This is a genomic window from Methanobrevibacter sp. (assembly GCA_022775905.1).
Taxonomy (GTDB): Archaea; Methanobacteriota; Methanobacteria; order Methanobacteriales; family Methanobacteriaceae; genus Methanocatella.
In genome coordinates, this window is record JALFJX010000026.1 from 1 (window position 1) to 16,826 (window position 16,826).

The 16,826-nt window shown below is 30.8% G+C and carries 21 protein-coding genes; 13 read left to right on the forward strand and 8 right to left on the reverse strand.

The window, feature by feature from the left end; genetic code table 11:
* On the forward strand, positions 1–268 hold a 268-nt coding region (locus MR875_07630; protein ID MCI6994705.1), incomplete at its 5' end, for a fructose 1,6-bisphosphatase.
* Between the two features lie 47 nt (positions 269–315).
* Here the strand turns inward: MR875_07630 and MR875_07635 are convergent.
* Positions 316–555 carry a DUF3781 domain-containing protein gene (locus MR875_07635; GenBank protein ID MCI6994706.1) on the reverse strand — a complete coding sequence of 80 codons (240 nt, stop codon included), beginning with the start codon at positions 553–555 and terminating at the stop codon, positions 316–318.
* Between the two features lie 73 nt (positions 556–628).
* Here MR875_07635 and MR875_07640 point away from each other — a divergent pair, with 73 nt between their 5' ends.
* Together MR875_07640 and MR875_07645 are read left to right on the forward strand one after the other, a co-directional pair.
* On the forward strand, positions 629–1,738 hold the full coding sequence (locus MR875_07640; GenBank protein MCI6994707.1) for an ABC transporter permease: 1,110 nt from the start codon (positions 629–631) through the stop codon (positions 1,736–1,738).
* A gap of 9 nt (positions 1,739–1,747) precedes the next feature.
* Positions 1,748–2,446, forward strand: a complete 699-nt coding sequence (locus MR875_07645) for an ABC transporter ATP-binding protein (GenBank protein MCI6994708.1) — start codon at positions 1,748–1,750, stop codon at positions 2,444–2,446.
* On the opposite strand, the gene MR875_07650 is transcribed toward MR875_07645, so the two are convergent.
* Both MR875_07650 and MR875_07655 read right to left on the reverse strand, forming a co-directional pair.
* A complete protein-coding gene (locus tag MR875_07650; protein ID MCI6994709.1) occupies positions 2,443–2,685 on the reverse strand; it encodes a DUF357 domain-containing protein in 243 nt (80 codons plus the stop codon). The two genes, MR875_07645 and MR875_07650, sit on opposite strands and share 4 nt — an antisense overlap.
* A complete protein-coding gene (locus MR875_07655; protein ID MCI6994710.1) occupies positions 2,678–3,247 on the reverse strand; it encodes a CDP-alcohol phosphatidyltransferase family protein in 570 nt (189 codons plus the stop codon). The genes MR875_07650 and MR875_07655 overlap by 8 nt, the downstream gene beginning before the upstream one ends.
* Before the next feature lie 47 nt (positions 3,248–3,294).
* Here MR875_07655 and MR875_07660 point away from each other — a divergent pair, with 47 nt between their 5' ends.
* The 5 genes from MR875_07660 to MR875_07680 are packed head-to-tail and all read left to right on the forward strand — an operon-like array spanning position 3,295 to position 6,975.
* Positions 3,295–3,876: a threonylcarbamoyl-AMP synthase gene (locus tag MR875_07660; GenBank protein MCI6994711.1), complete on the forward strand. Its 582-nt coding sequence runs from the start codon at positions 3,295–3,297 to the stop codon at positions 3,874–3,876.
* A gap of 50 nt (positions 3,877–3,926) precedes the next feature.
* Positions 3,927–4,631: a DNA repair and recombination protein RadB gene (gene radB / locus MR875_07665; GenBank protein ID MCI6994712.1), complete on the forward strand. Its 705-nt coding sequence runs from the start codon at positions 3,927–3,929 to the stop codon at positions 4,629–4,631.
* Positions 4,632–4,688: 57 nt separating this feature from the next.
* Positions 4,689–5,858 carry a pyridoxal phosphate-dependent aminotransferase gene (locus tag MR875_07670; protein ID MCI6994713.1) on the forward strand — a complete coding sequence of 390 codons (1,170 nt, stop codon included), beginning with the start codon at positions 4,689–4,691 and terminating at the stop codon, positions 5,856–5,858.
* Between the two features lie 14 nt (positions 5,859–5,872).
* On the forward strand, positions 5,873–6,589 hold the full coding sequence (locus tag MR875_07675) for a 4Fe-4S binding protein (GenBank protein ID MCI6994714.1): 717 nt from the start codon (positions 5,873–5,875) through the stop codon (positions 6,587–6,589).
* Between the two features lie 8 nt (positions 6,590–6,597).
* The gene (locus MR875_07680) at positions 6,598–6,975 is read left to right on the forward strand and encodes a putative zinc-binding protein (protein ID MCI6994715.1); all 378 of its coding nucleotides are present in this window, start codon (positions 6,598–6,600) and stop codon (positions 6,973–6,975) included.
* A gap of 35 nt (positions 6,976–7,010) precedes the next feature.
* On the opposite strand, the gene MR875_07685 is transcribed toward MR875_07680, so the two are convergent.
* Positions 7,011–8,789, reverse strand: coding sequence for a ribosome biogenesis/translation initiation ATPase RLI (locus MR875_07685; GenBank protein ID MCI6994716.1), 1,779 nt, complete (start codon positions 8,787–8,789; stop codon positions 7,011–7,013).
* 114 nt (positions 8,790–8,903) lie between these two features.
* Between MR875_07685 and pth2 the strand changes: the two genes are divergently transcribed.
* From pth2 to MR875_07710, 5 genes are all read left to right on the forward strand, one after another.
* Positions 8,904–9,242 carry an aminoacyl-tRNA hydrolase gene (gene pth2, locus MR875_07690; protein MCI6994717.1) on the forward strand — a complete coding sequence of 113 codons (339 nt, stop codon included), beginning with the start codon at positions 8,904–8,906 and terminating at the stop codon, positions 9,240–9,242.
* A gap of 79 nt (positions 9,243–9,321) precedes the next feature.
* On the forward strand, positions 9,322–9,924 hold the full coding sequence (locus MR875_07695; protein MCI6994718.1) for a delta 1-pyrroline-5-carboxylate synthetase: 603 nt from the start codon (positions 9,322–9,324) through the stop codon (positions 9,922–9,924).
* Between the two features lie 2 nt (positions 9,925–9,926).
* Positions 9,927–10,088: a zinc finger domain-containing protein gene (locus MR875_07700; protein MCI6994719.1), complete on the forward strand. Its 162-nt coding sequence runs from the start codon at positions 9,927–9,929 to the stop codon at positions 10,086–10,088.
* A 22-nt stretch (positions 10,089–10,110) separates the two neighbouring features.
* The gene (locus MR875_07705; GenBank protein ID MCI6994720.1) at positions 10,111–10,380 is read left to right on the forward strand and encodes an elongation factor 1-beta; all 270 of its coding nucleotides are present in this window, start codon (positions 10,111–10,113) and stop codon (positions 10,378–10,380) included.
* A gap of 335 nt (positions 10,381–10,715) precedes the next feature.
* Positions 10,716–11,915, forward strand: a complete 1,200-nt coding sequence (locus tag MR875_07710; GenBank protein MCI6994721.1) for an ATP-binding protein — start codon at positions 10,716–10,718, stop codon at positions 11,913–11,915.
* Between the two features lie 133 nt (positions 11,916–12,048).
* Here MR875_07710 and MR875_07715 read toward each other — a convergent pair whose 3' ends face one another.
* The 4 genes from MR875_07715 to MR875_07730 all read right to left on the reverse strand — a co-directional run bounded on the left by MR875_07715 (position 12,049) and on the right by MR875_07730 (position 16,772).
* The gene (locus MR875_07715) at positions 12,049–13,032 is read right to left on the reverse strand and encodes a sensor histidine kinase (protein MCI6994722.1); all 984 of its coding nucleotides are present in this window, start codon (positions 13,030–13,032) and stop codon (positions 12,049–12,051) included.
* A 110-nt stretch (positions 13,033–13,142) separates the two neighbouring features.
* The gene (locus MR875_07720) at positions 13,143–13,565 is read right to left on the reverse strand and encodes a hypothetical protein (protein MCI6994723.1); all 423 of its coding nucleotides are present in this window, start codon (positions 13,563–13,565) and stop codon (positions 13,143–13,145) included.
* Between the two features lie 877 nt (positions 13,566–14,442).
* Complete coding sequence (locus MR875_07725) at positions 14,443–15,090, reverse strand: type II secretion system F family protein (protein ID MCI6994724.1); 648 nt, start codon at positions 15,088–15,090, stop codon at positions 14,443–14,445.
* A gap of 257 nt (positions 15,091–15,347) precedes the next feature.
* The gene (locus tag MR875_07730; GenBank protein MCI6994725.1) at positions 15,348–16,772 is read right to left on the reverse strand and encodes a CpaF family protein; all 1,425 of its coding nucleotides are present in this window, start codon (positions 16,770–16,772) and stop codon (positions 15,348–15,350) included.
* Positions 16,773–16,826 lie beyond the last annotated feature (54 nt).

Below are 16,826 nucleotides of genomic sequence, written 5' to 3' on the forward strand. Positions count from 1 at the left end.
AGCAGAAGCAAACCCAATCAGATTTGACGGACCACCTAGAGTAGTTGGTTTAGGTTTCCAAGTAGCTAACGGTCAATTAATCGGTCCTGTAGACTTATTCGATGACCCTGCATTCGACCCTGCTCGTGAACAAGCAGCAAACATTGCAAGCTACCTCAGAAGACACGGTCCTTTCGAACCTCACAGATTACCTGCTGAGGAAATGGAATACACTTCATTACCTGGTGTAATGGAAAAATTAGAATCCAGATTCGAAGATATGGATTAAATTTAAAGAGATTTTAAATCTCTTCTTTTTTACTTTTTTTTAAAAAATTAGTTTTTATGAGCAGTTATTATTGTGAAACTGCTTGAATTAATAGTTATTTTACAATCATCAACTATTACATAATAGTTTTTTCCTTGTTTTTCAACAATTGACTCTTCTTTTTTTAGTTTTGAAATACAATAATTAACAGGTTCATCTGTTATTCCTAAGTTTTTCTGTATTCTTCCAATACCCATTTCTGTTGTATGAATTTTATCAATATTTTTCAATAGTTCTGATTTATGCATTTTAACACCTGATTTTTGCATCTTGGTTGATGGCATGAATAGTTATTTATATATTCTTGTTCTATTTATTATTATGTCATTTTTAAAATTTATTCTTAAAAATCCATTTAGGAGGAAAAATAGTGCAATCTTAGCTATTGTGGGAATTGCAATAGGTATTATTGTCATAGTTTCTCTTGGAGGAATTACAGATGGTCTGGTCAATACGTTTGAAGATACCATCCATGCAGGAGGTGCTGATTTTTCAATTTCAGGAAAGGAAACTGGAGATTCTGCATATGGAACAAACACAATAGATTCTGGCTGGACAGAAAAGATAGCTAATGTGTCTGGTGTGGATGAAGCTTATCCGATTTATGTTGTTTTGACTTCTGTTGGTGATGACTCTATGAATACTCTGATTGGTATTGATGCTGAAGGCAGTGAACTTGCAGACATATCAATGAAAGAAGGTAGGCTTTTTGAAAATAATGCTTCTGAAGTTATTTTAGGTGAAATCTACGCAGATGATAATGATTATTCTGTAGGAGATAACATCAAAATTAAAGATGAAACATTTGATGTAGTTGGTATTTATGAAACTGGTGATCAAAACATGGCTGGTGGAGTATTTACATCAATTTCCAAAGTAGGAGAAATAATGGATGATGAAGACTCAATTTCCAATATTTATGTTAAAGTAGAAAAAGGTGCAGATGCCCAAACAGTTGCTGATAGAATTGATGATAAATATGGAGATAATATTACTACAGTAACATCAGTTATGGAAATGACTCAAATGGCTAACATGTTAAATATGCTTCAGGCATCAACTTGGGCAATTTCACTTCTGGCAATTGTTGTTGGTGGCCTTGGTATCATTAACACAATGCTGATGTCAGTATTTGAGAGAACTCGTGAAATTGGTGTGTTGAAGGCAGTGGGTTGGTCAAATAAGAAGATTCTTACAATGATTGTCGGTGAATCATTGGTAATTACTATTGTATCTGCAATTATCGGCTCTTTGATAGGATTTGTAGCATGCACATTGTTAGGTCCTCAAATAGGAATAAGTCCATTATTTACACCAAAGATATTCATACAGGCATTTGCAATTGCAATAATTGTTGGAATAATCGGTGGAGTATATCCTGCAATTAAGGCAGTGCAGCTTCCACCAACTGAGGCATTGAGGTATGAGTGAGGTGACAAGATGAATGCTGTGGAAATAAAAGATTTGTATAAAAGCTATGAAAATGGAAAAATCAAAGCATTGAATGGGGTTGACCTCACAATTAAACAGGGTGAATTCGTATCAATTATAGGTCCATCAGGTTCTGGTAAGTCAACATTGTTAAATATGCTTGGAGCATTGGATGTGCCCGATTCAGGAAGTATTTATGTTGCTGGTGAGGACTTAAAAAGTTCTAAAAATCTAAACAAGTTCAGGGCAGAAAAAATTGGATTCATATTCCAGTTGCATAATTTGATTCCAAACATTTCTGTTGTTGAAAACATTGAAATTCCAATGTATACTCAAAAAATGTCATCAAAAGAAATGAGATCTCGTGCACTTAAGTTGTTGGATGATGTTGGCCTTGGAGATAAGGCAAAGATTTTGCCGAACAAATTGTCTGGTGGTGAACGTCAAAGAGTAGCTATTGCTCGTGCACTAGCAAACAACCCCTCAATAATATTGGCAGATGAACCAACAGGATCACTAGATTCTAAAACAAGTAGTAAAATTCTTAAGCAATTAATCAATTTACACGAAGATAAAAATGTAACATTAATAATTGTAACTCATGATATGGATGTAGCCAAACTAGCTGATAGAGTTATTGAAGTTTTGGATGGTGAAATAATCTCAACAGGTGATGATTCTTTAATAAATAGCAAAATTGATGTTTAGATGATTCCATGAATCATCCTTAAAGCATCAAGTAAACCGTGACTGTATTCAATACAACCGAATGCAGTCCTCATATCTTCTTTTTCGAGATAATATTTGGAATCATTCCAGTAATCAATAGCTCGGTCATAAACTTCTTTTTCTTTTCCTTCAAAAGTGATGTCAGCTACCTGATTTAAATTTCTCTCTAATTTTGCAATGTCTTTTGCTATCTTTTCAGGACTTTCAAGTTCAGTCATTTAATTGCCTCCAAACGTGTAATATTCTTTGTCCAACAGTAAAGTAAGATAATATTACTAATATGTAAATGATGTATGTAAAGTAGATATCTCCTGCGAAGTATCCGATTATTGCCCCGACCATTAATATAATCATACGAACGGCACGTTCTGCAATTCCAATATTGCATTCAGCCCCCTGTGATTCTGCTCTTGCTCTTACATAACTCACACATATTGCGGAATGAATTGCGAGAACTCCAACAAACCAGTCACAGTATCCACCAAATATTATTCCAATGTAGATTATTGCATCTGCAAACCTGTCCATTGTAGAGTCAAGGAAAGCACCAAATTTGGAAGATCTATTATGATATCTTGCAACAGCACCGTCAACAACATCTAAAAATCCGGAAAGTAAAATTGCCACGGTTCCTAAAATCAATAATTTATTTGCAAATCCATAAGCTGCAAGAAGAGCAACAAATGGTGAAATTACTGTCACAATATTTGGATTTACATTTAATCTCTTAGCGACAGGGTTCAATATTCTTGTTAATAATGGTCTTAAACTTTGAAGCATAATTTATATATAAAGATTTTATCTAATATAATTGTTAGGTAGTTTAAATGAAAATTTTAAAAACAAGTATTGACTGTATTGATGAAAAAATAATTAATGAAGCTATTAATGTATTGGCTGATGGTGGGGTGGTATTATATCCTACAGATACTGTTTATGGTTTGGGAGCTAATATTTTTGATAAAAAAGCAGTTAGAAGAGTTTATGACATTAAACAGAGAAGTTTTCTAAAGCCTTTTTCAATACTTGTTAAAGACATTGAAGCTATTGATTTGGTTGCAAAGGTCTCATTAAATCAAAAAAAACTTTTTTATAAATACTTGCCGGGACCATATACATTTATTTTAGGCAAACGCAGCATAGTTCCACGTTCAGTTACAAGTGGATTGAATAATGTTGGTGTTAGGGTTCCTGATTGTGGAATCGCATGTAATTTAGCAAGAATTTTCCCAATTACCACAACCAGTGCAAATCTTTCTGATGATGAAATGTTATCAAATCCTAAAGAGATATTGGAACAGTTGGATTGTGATGTTGATTTGGTGATTGATGTTGGAGATTTGGATTCAAATGACCCGTCATCTATTGTTGATTTATCCGGATTCAAGCCAAGAATCATCAGAAAATAAAAATAAATTTATTCTTAAATTATATATTTTATAAAATACAACATTGTATTATGAAAGTATTAGCTAATTTTGAAGATAATCACAAAATTCCATCAAATTCTGCTCTTGATGTAATGTTAAGTGGTGGATTTGAAAAAGGAACAATTACTCAGATATTTGGACCACCTAGCTCAGGTAAAAGTAATATAAGTTTATCTGTAGCAGTTAATGTTGCCAAATCTCATAAAAAAGTGATTTATATTGATACTGAAGGGGGAATCTCAATTGATAGGATCAAACAAATTTCAGGTGATGACTTTTCAAATGTTGCTAATAATATAATTGTTTTTGAACCGACAAGCTTTTTGGAACAGAATGATACTGTCAAGTCAATTGAAGTATGGCTTAGAAAAAACCATCGGGATGTCGATTTAATTGTTTTGGACTCTGCTGTTGCATTATATAGGGTAGATGATATGAAATCATCAAGATTAAATAAGGAATTAGGTAAGCAGATGGGTCTTTTATCCAAAATCGCCAGACAATATGATGTTGCAGTAATTTTGACAAATCAGATTTATAGTTCCTTTGATGATGAAGGAAACAATGATGTTAAAGCAGTTGGTGGAACTATTCTACAGTATTGGAGTAAAGTAATAATTCAACTTGAACGTGGTGATGAAATCAATCAAAGAATTGCCACATTAAAACGTCATAGAAGCATTCCTGAAGGAAAACAAGCAATTTTTTCAATTACTTCAAGAGGGATTATTTAGGTACTTTTATTAATAATTAATAATATATATTTATTTTGGAATTGTTGAGTGGTATTTATGAGGACTAATTTTGATATTAAAAACCCAAAGAAAAAGTTTAAAAAAACTGAAAGGGTGCCTCCAAAAGGTTATGATAACGCAAATGACTTTTTTGAAGATATGTATATGGACGAAGATATGATTTGGATGGGTCAAAACACCAACCATTTACATGATGATACAATAGCTAATGCTATGATTGATGCTATTCGTATGAAAACCTATTGCAGATATCCTGCCCCAGAAGGATTTTCAGAACTCAAAAAATTAGTTTTAGAAGACTTAGGTTTTGAAGGTAAAGAAGTTTTATTAACATCTGGTGCAACTGAATCATTATACTTATGTATGCAAGCGTTACTCGCACCTGAAGATAATGTGGTTTTATCAGATCCGGGATACTTTATTATTGGGGACTTTGCAAACAGATTTGCAAATGAAGTAAGATATGTCCCTATTTATGATGAAAAATACAATTATAAATTAACTCCTGATCTCTTAAGAGAAAATATGGATGAAAATACTCGTATGGTTATTTTAATCGATCCATTAAATCCTTTAGGTTCCTCATACACTGAAGATGAATTAAAAGAATTTGCAGAAATCGCAAAGGAAAATGATATTTACCTTTTACATGATGTTACTTACAAAGACTTTGCAAGAGAACATTTCTTAGTTGAAAATTATGCTCCTGGCCAAACCTTGACCATTTACAGTTTCTCAAAAATATTTGGAATGGCTGGTTTAAGAATTGGCGGAGTTATTTCTTCAAAACCAATAATTGATGCTATTAAAAATGCTGTTGTAAACGATTTAGGTGTAAACATTATTTCTCAATATGGTGCTATTGCAGGTCTCAAATCAAAAGATGCTTGGTTTGAAGACATGAGACAAACCTGTTTTGAGAATCAAAGATTAATCAAAGAAATGGTTGATACAGTTGATGGTATTTTCTTACCAGTATATCCGTCTGATGCAAACATGATGGTTATTGATGTTTACGAAACTGGAATCAATCCAAAAGATTTATCAAATTATCTAATTAAAAAAGGACTTTTCACAAGAGAAGGAGAATACACTTCTGATGAATATGGTGACAGATACTTACGTATAAGTTTCTCCATTCCAACAGAAGAAATTGAAGTATTCTGTGAAGAGTTCCCTAAAGCTATTGAAACTTTAAGAAAATGATTAATGTAGATTTTATGGGGTTTAAATATCATAAACCTCTTCCTAATTTTTATAAAACTGATAATCCAACTAATCCTAAAAGAGAAATATCAGATGAACTGCTTTTTGAATTAAATGAACTGGCTAAAAAATATAATTTTACTGGAATTAGCTATTCTAAATTGTCTGATAATTTTAAAAAGGATTTGAATATAAATTTTGATAATGTAATTATTTTTAAATTTCTCATTGGGGAAGAATTAATAAATATGGAACCTTCTCAAAAGAAAGGAAAATTGATGGATAAGGAATTCCAGAACTATGGAGTTCATGTTTATGAGTTTGCAGATTTTTTAAGGGAAAATGGATTTCAAGCAGATTTGTTGCATCCTTTAGATGACAACTTAAGTTTAAGGGCAATAGCTATGCAGTCAAGAGATTGTATAATTACTAGAAGCAACATATGTTTATTTAAAGATGGGTTGAACAACAGTTTTTTCATGGTTCATACTTCAATCGATAATCTTCCTGTCAAGGATGAAAATGATATGTTGTGGGTTAAAGAATTCTGTTCAACCTGTGGTGTTTGCATCGAACGATGTCCTAATGATGCATTTGATGATAATGAAAAAATTTTAAGGAAAGTTTGCACTGCCCATAGGGAAGGCTGTAATGAATGTATTCTAAAATGTCCTTTCTTTAAAAGAGGTTATGATAAAGTTAAAAGAAGATATGATCGGATGAATAAGTAGGTGTAAAAATGAGTGATAAAATAGCTTTAGTTTCATGTAGTGGTTTAAGTCCATTAGGATTAGTTGTAAGAGCTGCAAGTGTTGAGCTTGCTTTAGAAAATGATAATATTGTTGCAGCATGCATTACTGAATATTCTGCTCAACCAAACAATTGTTCTCCAATTTTGGATGATGCAAAAATTGTTACAATAACTGGTTGTGCTGATGACTGTGCTTCTGTTATATTGAAAGAAAAAGAAGTGGATTCAGTTAAAAATATTTCAGCAGATTCTGTTGTAAAAGCTTATGATTTAAATCCATTGGATGCGGTTCGTTTAGATGAAGATGGTGAAAAAGCAGTTATTGTTTTGAAAAAATACATCTTAAAAGAACTTGAAAACATCTAAAAATTTTTAAAAAAATAAATAAAAAAAGAGAATATTTAATCAGATAAGTAATAATATTCTCCTTTCTCTTTTTGTTCACGATCTTTATAACTGTCAAGTTTGTTTACTCTTGGTCTTTTTGTTTCTTTATCTCTTCTGAATGTAATGTTGAGATTTCCTAAGAATTCGTTCATTGCATTTCTAAGGTCTGTTGGTTTTGATGCATGACCGTTTAAACCAGGAGTTCCGTTGAATACCATTGCCCTATCTGAAATGTAATCGATAAATACGATATCGTGGTCAACAATAAGTGAAGCAGCATTTCTACTTTCAACCATCTTACGGATAACTCTTGCAGCAATCAATCTTTGTTCTACATCTAAGAATGCTGTAGGTTCGTCGAAAAGATAGATTTCAGCATCTTTTGATAATGTTGCAGCAATAGCTAATCTTTGAAGTTCTCCACCACTCAATCCTTTAACTGGTTTATCTAACATTTCATCCAATGTTAATGGTTTCATGATTTCACTTTCAAAGATTTTACTACCAAAACTAGGAGCATTCATATATAAGAAGTCACTTACAGTTCCTTCAAAGTTGGAAACTATGTATTGTGGTTTGTATGCAATTTTAACTTCTTCATCAACTTCTCCGTTGGTTGGTTCTTCAACTCCTGCGAGTATTTTAGCAAAAGTGGTTTTACCAATACCGTTTGAACCGAATGCAGTTACGATTTCATCATAGAATATTTCACCAGCATCTGCAGATAATTTAAATCCGTCATAATCTTTGTTTAAATCGGAATAGCTTGCAAGTGCATCTCCTTCATCTTCAGGAGTTGGTGGTCTTATAGTAAATTCAATAGGGTTTCTTCTGATTCTTACATTTTCTTCAGCTAAGAAACCATTGATGTAAGCATTAATTCCTAAACGAACACCTTTTCTTCCAGATACGACTCCATATCCTCCAGGTTGGCCATATAAAATATGGATGTTGTCGGATAATGCATCTAATGTAGCAAGGTCGTGCTCAATAACAAGAACGCTTTTTCCTTCTTCTGCAAGTGAACGGATTACTTTTACAGCATTTAATCTTTGAGATACGTCAAGCCAGGAAGTAGGTTCGTCGAAGTAATAGAAATCTCCTTCTCTTAAAACAGTTGCAGCTATTGCAACTCTTTGAAGTTCCCCACCACTTAGGTTTTCCATTTTTCTGTCCAATACATTTTCAAGCTGTAATTCTTCGGTAACATACTCGAGTTTGTCTCTTTCATTTACTTGAGTGAGCAAGTCTCTTACTTTTCCTTTTACAACTTTTGGAAGCTGGTCGACCATTTGTGGTTTGAGGATTGTTTTGATGTTTCCTTCAGATAAATCCTTGAAGTATTTTTGAAGGGATGATCCTTTGTAGAATTCAATTACATCGTCCCAGTTTTCAGGTTTGTTTTCATAATCTCCGAAGTTAGGAATTAAGTTTCCTGATAAAATATTCATGATTGTGGATTTACCAATACCGTTTTGCCCAAGAAGACCTAAAACTGTTCCTTCTTCAAGGGTTGGAATTCCAAACAATTCGAATTGGTTTTGACCAAATCTGTGAATTGGTTCTCCTGCAGCTTCTGGTAAGTTGATAATTGTAATAGCATCGAAAGGACATCTATTTGTACAAATACCGCATCCTTCACATAATTCTTCAGATATCAACGGTTTTTTGGTATCTTCGTCAATTATGATGGTGTCTTCATCCATTCTAACACCTGGACAGTAATTGATACAAAGATAATCACATTTTTTTGGTTGACATCTATCTTTGTCTAAAATTGAAATACGAGTCATTATAATCACATAATAAATATAATCATTAATAGTTTTGTATATTATTATAATTAAATTTTACAATAAATAGGTTAATTTTTTAATATACAAATTAAATATTTAATATTGATATTTATGAAACAAGTGATGATTGTAAGAACTGATTTAAAAATGGGTAAAGGAAAAATAGCTGCTCAATGTTGTCATGGGTCTATTGGTTCATATAAAAAAGCTTCTCCTGAAAAGATTAGAAAATGGGAGAGTGAAGCTTATGCTAAGGTTGTTTTAAAGGTTAAAACTTTGGATGAAATAACTGAGCTTAAAAAATTGGCGGATATCAATAAAATTCCTAATTATTTGGTTGTTGATGCTGGAAGAACTCAGATACCTTCGTCAAGTGTTACAGTTTTAGCGCTTGGTCCTGATGAAGATGAAAAGATTGATAAGATAACTGGTGATTTGAAACTATTATAGTTTTTAGAAGGTTGTAATCATGAGTATAAAACAGGTTGTTAAGATTGGTGGGAGTTTATTTCCGAATTATGCAATAGATTTGGCAAAACAGCTAAAAGGAACAGATTCTCTCATTGTTCTTGGTGGAGGAGAATTTGCAAACCTTATTCGTAAATATGACTCTGAAATTAGTTTTTCACAAGAAACTAATCACTGGACTGCTATTGACTGTATGGATATAATAGCTAAACTTGTCAATGATAAGGTGGACTCTACAAAATTGGCATATAGTATAGATGAGGCTAAAAAGATTTCTGATGATGGTTTTACACCAATATTCATTGTTTCAGAATTTTTAAGAAGTGAAGATCCATTTGAATGTTCATGGGATGTAACTTCAGATTCCATTGCAGCTTATGTTTCTCACCTTCTAAATGCAAACCTTTTAATAGTAACAAATGTAAATGGTATATATACCCAAGAACCTAAAGAGCCAGGTTCAACATTCATAAGTAAAATCGATGCAAAAACTATGCTAAATTTTCAAGAGTCATCGATTGATGTAATGTTACCATCTCTTTTATTGAAGTTCGGGACTAATTGTTATGTTGTGAATGGGAAGTGCCCTGAAAGGGTTTTATCTTTAATAGATGATAATATAAATGATTATAACTTCGATTACACACAAATAATAGGTGATTAAAAATGAAAACTGTAGAATGCATTTCATGTAAACAAGAAATTCCATTAACTGGTACATTTGTTGAATTCGAATGTCCTATTTGTGGAGCAAAAATCGCAAGATGTGAAAAATGTCGTACCTTTGGTCACGCTTACAAATGTGAATGTGGTTTCGAAGGACCATAGATTTTAAATTGGAGGAATTAGAATGGGTGAAGTATTAACTACTATGAAAATCATGCCTGACAGTCCAGATGTAGATTTAGATGCTATTAAAGCTACTATCGAAAGTTCCATGCCTGAAGGAGCAAAACTCCACAGTATGGCTGAAGAACCTATCGCTTTTGGTTTAGTTGCTATTATCTTACAATTCATCACTGATGATGGTGAAGGTGGATCTGAACCTGTTGAAGAAATGGTTCAAGCTATCGAAGGCGTAGCTAGTATCGAAATTACTGGTGTCGGAAGATTAATGTAGAGATAAAACTGTGTTATGGGAAGATAAAGTTAATTTTCCCATTTTAATAATTTTAATTACTAATCGCTACATTAATTTCAAGTTATTTGTTCGATAATTCTCATTACTTATTTTTTAATTAGTTTACTTTTAATATCGGTTTTTATTGATTCATTTTTTCAAGTATTGCTTTGTTTATATTGGATTTTTCATGTTTTCATTGGGGTGATATTTTTTATTAATTTTTTATTTACTTTTCATTTAAATGAAAACAATATTCATTTTTAAGTATAGTTTTTAGTTAACTGAAAATATTTATATTGAAGTTCAGATAAAAGTTGTATTAAGTGATTTTAATGATTATTCAAAGACAGGATTATATTGAAAAGATCAAGCCATTTATTAATAAGCATATTATTAAAGTTTTAATTGGAACCAGGCGTTCCGGAAAATCAACAATGCTAAAACAAATAATTGATTTATTATTAAATGATGGAATTCCTCAAGAAAATATTGTATGGATAAACTTTGAATTAAGTGATTATTTTGAAATAACTGATATTGAAAAGCTTGAGGAGTATATTTCTTGCCAAATTGAAAATGTGGTTGGTAAAATTTATCTTTTCTTTGATGAAATACAGGTTGTTCCTCAATGGGAGAAATTGATTAATTCCTATTTTGCGAAAGAAAATTTTGACATATATATAACTGGATCAAATTCAAAATTGTTATCAGGTGAATTTGCAACTTATTTGTCTGGCAGGTATGTTGAATTAAATATTTATCCATTCTCTTTTCGAGAATATATTGAATATAATGGAATAACTGATGATTTCAGATCTCATTTTTATAAGTATCTGGAGGATGGGGGAATGCCTTCAACTTATGATTATGGGGGTGATGGCAAAAAATTGATTATAATGGATTTATATAATTCTATTGTTTTAAAAGATATTATTCAAAGGAATAATATTAAGAATGTTGATTTGTTGGATCGAATCATGAGATTTGTAATGTATAATATCAGTCAATCCTTTTCAGCTAATAAGGTCTATAAAAGATTAAAACAGAATATGGTGAATTTATCGGTTAATACTATCTATAACTATTTGAAATTCTTTGAAAATGCATGTCTGATTTATCAGGTAAAACGTGAAGATTTACAAGGTAAAAAAATACTTAAATATGATGAAAAATACTATTTATGTGATTTAGGATTTCGCCAGGCAATAATTGGAAATAATCAAAGGGACATTACTCGTGTAATTGAGAATATTGTTTACATGGAGCTTTTAAGAAGAGGTTATGAAATCACAATAGGTAAAGTGGGCGATTTAGAAGTTGATTTTGTATGTAAAAAACAAAATAAGCCAATTTATATTCAGGTATCTTATTTGTTGACTAATGAGGAAACAATTGAAAGGGAATTCAGACCATTAAAGAATATTTTAGATAATTATCCTAAGTATGTAGTTACTATGGATGATGTGGACATGTCTCATGATGGAATAGAACATTTAAATCTTGTTGATTTCTTGTTGGGTGATGAAATTTAAATTGTTTTAAAAAATAAATATCTTTTTTCATTTTCCCAATGTATAATATGAGATTAATGTAATTTTTTTAGTAGGATTTTGATTTAATTATTTATTTTTACTATTTTTTGAATTTTATTGTTGTTTTTTTTAACTAGTTTATTGGAAATATTAAAATAAATCCAATGCCCTTTTTATTAGTTATTTCATAGTTTCCATCCATTTGGTTTACTAAGGAATTAATTATTTGCCAACCCAATCCTTTGCTATTTAAAATTTTTTCAATGTTTTCTACTCCTGTTCTATTGTCTTTATATTCGAAACGACAAAATATTTTATGGTTTTTCTGGAATGTGTTTAAAGATTTATAAATAGTTTTATGATCTATATTTTCATCAAATGCATGTTTGATTGTGTTTACTGTCAGTTCATTGATAATTAAAGATAATGGGGTTACAATATTGATGGAGAAAGTTAAGTCATCATCAAGTTTTCGAATAAATTCAATATCCTTAACTGATGAATGATTGATTAATTGCTTGTCTAAATCAGCTAAAAACTTTGCAATATTCATATAATTCATATTTTCATCTTTATAAATTCGCTCATGGATTAAAGCAAGGGATGTGATTCGTCTTTCAGTAATATCAAGAATTTTTTCATATTCTCCTTTATGGAATCTTTTTTCTAAATTAATGAAACTCATGATAAGTTGAAGATTATTTTTCACGCGATGATGAATTTCTTGCAGTAAAACTGTTTTTTCACGGTCAGTTTTTATCAAATGGTTGGTGTAATCTTTTTCTGTTGTAATATCTTGTGCAGACATACTTAAACGAAGGTATTTATTGTTATTGTCATAGATTTTACGTGCTGTGCCTCGTAAATGTTTGACTGTGTTGTTTTCAGTTTTAATTGTAAATTCCCACATGATGAATTCATTAGCTTTTAAATTATTAAGTTCCTCCTTGATATTTTCTCTTGTATTTATAGTCACCTCCTCGAATATGTTATGGTCAATGTCAGTTAAGCGGGGTTTGCGTTCTAAAATCCTATATGCTTCTTCAAACCAGTGATAGTTTCCCCCAGCATCTTTATAATAAATGGATAAGGATGTTGAACGTTTTACATCTTTCACTACTGAATTAAGAACTTTTAATTCTTGATTTTTAACTGTGTCTTCAGTGATATCTTCACAAATTAATAAATGGCCAATTAGCTTATCTTTTCTGTATACTGTACTTTTATTTAATTTATACCAATGATTTTAGATTCATATAAGTATTTTATTTCATATTTGTCTGAATAAAAGAAATTCAATAATTCCCGGTGGTTATTTAACATGTCTTCTACTTTTTGGCCAATATATGTTTCATTAATTGTAGATGTCGTTTCTACAAATTTATTGAATTCAATTAGTTTATTTTCTTCATTGAAAAATAACATTCCTACATTTGCAGAATCAATAAATTCTTGATGGATGATGGTTGAATCTAAAAGATCATAGCCTGAAATGGCCCACCAAACTAAAATTAAGTCAAACATGTATATTAAGGGAATAAATGATGTGTCGATAAATAAGATTCCAATGGATGTAATAAGATATGCAAAAAATAATAAAATGTATGGCTTGATTGAATTTTTGTGGTTGGCCATTCCAATAACAAGCAATACTGTGGAACCTCCGATAATTAGATATTGGTAAATTAAAAAGGATGTGTAAATTGGTGTGTAAGTAAATTCACTAAATCCATTAGGTAATATTGTTATTGTATATAAAATTGGAATAACAATTTAGGAAGAATCCAATTGTCATAACTGTGGGGATAATGAGAAATAAATGCATATGTTTTGATTTTATGTATTTTTCCCCGGCTAATAAATATAATGAAAAATTTAAAGCAATAACAGGCATTATTGTATATGTCATTTCTGATACTGCTGAAGCAAATAAACGATAATGTAGGTCTATTGTAAAAATTTGTAATGCTTCAGATAAAAACAACAGTAGGTATATGAAAATATTGAATGAAAGTAATCTATAACCTAAGTTTTGTGTTTTAATGTGGAAACAAAAAATTCCACTGAAATAAACAAGAATATTACTAAAATTAATCCGTAAATTAACGATTCGTTAAACATAAAATCCCCTCAAATTCAATAAAAATGTATTTGGATGACTTTGTATTTTCCAGTTATTTTTTATAGTGTAATGTAACTTTAAGCATAGTTTAAATCTTAAAATAATGTGTATGGAATTATCAATTTGGATTCTAATACTTATTAACAAATATTAAACAATTTATAAATTTATTGTATAAATTTAAGATATTTATATAGTATGTTGTAGAATATATTGATGTAATTAAAAATTAGGTTCACCTAAATTTTTAATATTTGGATTAATTTATTGCTACAGGAGGTTATAATCATGGCAAATAAATCTGAATGTTGTGAAGTTAATGATAAAAAAGAGAAAAAAAGCATTCTTAAAAGATTATGGTGCTTTTTTCGGATGTAATTGTCATTAAACACTTTTTTCTTTTTTTTAAATCTTAGGCTCTAATTTTTTAATAAATGCTCCCATAAAAATTACAATTGATGGGAAGAACAAACCATAGATTACAAACAGTAGGCTTGATGAAACCACATCACCCATAACGGTTGACCCTGCCATCAGCATTATAAGTCCAATTACTGGTGTTAAAATGGCAATGAATGTATAAATCAAAATGAATGAGTTTAGTTTTTGAGAATATTCTTTTAATTTGATTTGCATATCAAAAGAAATATCTTTGGCTATTATATCTAAACTGTTGGACAGGTTGCCTCCTACTCTTAATGTGCTGATGATTTGATGTATTGCTCTTGTTAGACCTTCGGATTTGACTCTTTCGGACATTTCAAGTAAGGATTCTTCAGTTGAACTTCCAAATTTGATTTCTTCCAAAACTCTATTAAATTCTTGTGAAATGGATCCGTAATTTGCATTCTTGATTGTAACTAATGTGTCATGAAGCCCTTTTCCTGATTTCAATTCAATTCCCATGTGTCTTAATGCATGGGGCAGTTCCTGATTTATATCTGAGTAATTTCTCTTCTGTTTGATTTGAGGATAATAAAATACAAATATGTATGTCATTAAAACAGATACAAAAAATATTCCAGAAAGCTCTAAACTTGTTAAAATTGTCAAGGATATGAAAACCAAAACCAGGAATGCTATTGTAGGTTTTGATATTAAATGGGGAATTAAAAATTCTCTAAGTTCATTAATATGGTTATATTCACTTTTTGGGATTTTTACATTAGATTGTAAATTTAATTTTTTAGCTATTTCTGCATTTATTTCAGGTGTTTTTTTAATTTCATTAAATGAAATATATCTAAATGAATTGAGGAAATTTAGTGTTATTTCACCTATTGCTATAAAAAAGTTTCTTAAAATAAAAATCACCTGCTTAGGATTTTACTTAAAACTTCTTCTGGACTTTTATAATATGATTCTAAAACAAAATTGACATCTTCAACGGATCTAATGCCATTTTCATGCATATATCTTAAAACTAATTCTCTTTTTTCAATTTCATGATATAATTCGTTAATGGAATTTCCACTTAAATTTGCAATTTGAGATAGTGTTCTGCTGCTTATGCTGATATTTTCAATTGTATCTGTTTCAGGATTCCATTGGAAAATCTTGTTTAACTGAACAACTCCATCTTCCATTCCAACCACTTCTGCCACTTCACTGATTCTTCTAAATGATACTCCTGATGAAGTATAAATCCTGTTTTGCATTATGATAAAATCAATTGCTTGAATCATTATTTCTGGTACGGACATGGGTTTATTTGTTAATCTTGTTATGGTTTCTCTTGCATCATTTGAATGTAATGTTCCAAATCCTGAATGTCCTGTATTTAATGCGGTAAATAATGTTATTGCCTCTTCGGCTCTTACTTCACCAACAATTATTCTGTCTGGACGTTGCCTAAGTGAATTCTTAACCAGATCATTCATTGTCAATTCTCCTTTGTTTTCAACATTTGCTGGTCTGGTTTCCATTCTAATTACATGTTCATGGGGTATTTGCAGTTCTAATGTGTCTTCAATGGTGATTATTCTCTCGGATGGGTTGATGAAGGCTGAAAGAGCATTGAGTGTTGTGGTTTTTCCTGAACTTGTTCCTCCAGATATGATTGCATTGGCAGATTTGACTCCTAATCCGTCAAAACATAACCAGAAGAATGCTGCAAGTTCAATGGATATTGTTTTTGAATTTATCAAATCAATAATCGTAAAGGGGTCTTTTCTAAATTTTCGTATTGTAAGTGATGGGCCATCTGCTGAGATTGGGGGTATTGTGGCGTTTATTCTGGATCCGTCAAGTAATCTACCATCTAAAATCGGAGATTCCTGATCAATACGTCTGTTTATTTGTCTTGCAATTCCATCTATCAGGTCAATTAACTCTTGTTCATCTTTAAATGTTATGTTTGTTTTCATCATTCCATATTTGCGATGATAGACAAACACTGGTTTATTTATTCCAATTATCATGATTTCCTCAAGGTCGTCATCTTGAATTAATGGATCAATTTCTCCATATCCTGTTATATCTCTGAGTAGCTTTCGAGATAAGTTATCTAAATATTCATTTGAGACATCATTATTCTCTAAAGTTTCTTCAATTCTTTCAAATAAAAAGCTCTTGATGTTATTTAATAACTTCTCATCATTTTCCTGAAATGTTTCTCCAGTTGATATAGCTAAATCAACTAAGTTTTCCCTAATTTCTTTAAGAAGTATTTTTTCTTCAGATGTGTAATTTTGATTTATGATTTCGTATTGTGGTATTATGTCATTATTGTTCATATTTTCACCAATGGCGATTTTAGTTACAGTTAGTGATTAGTAATACTAATTAAT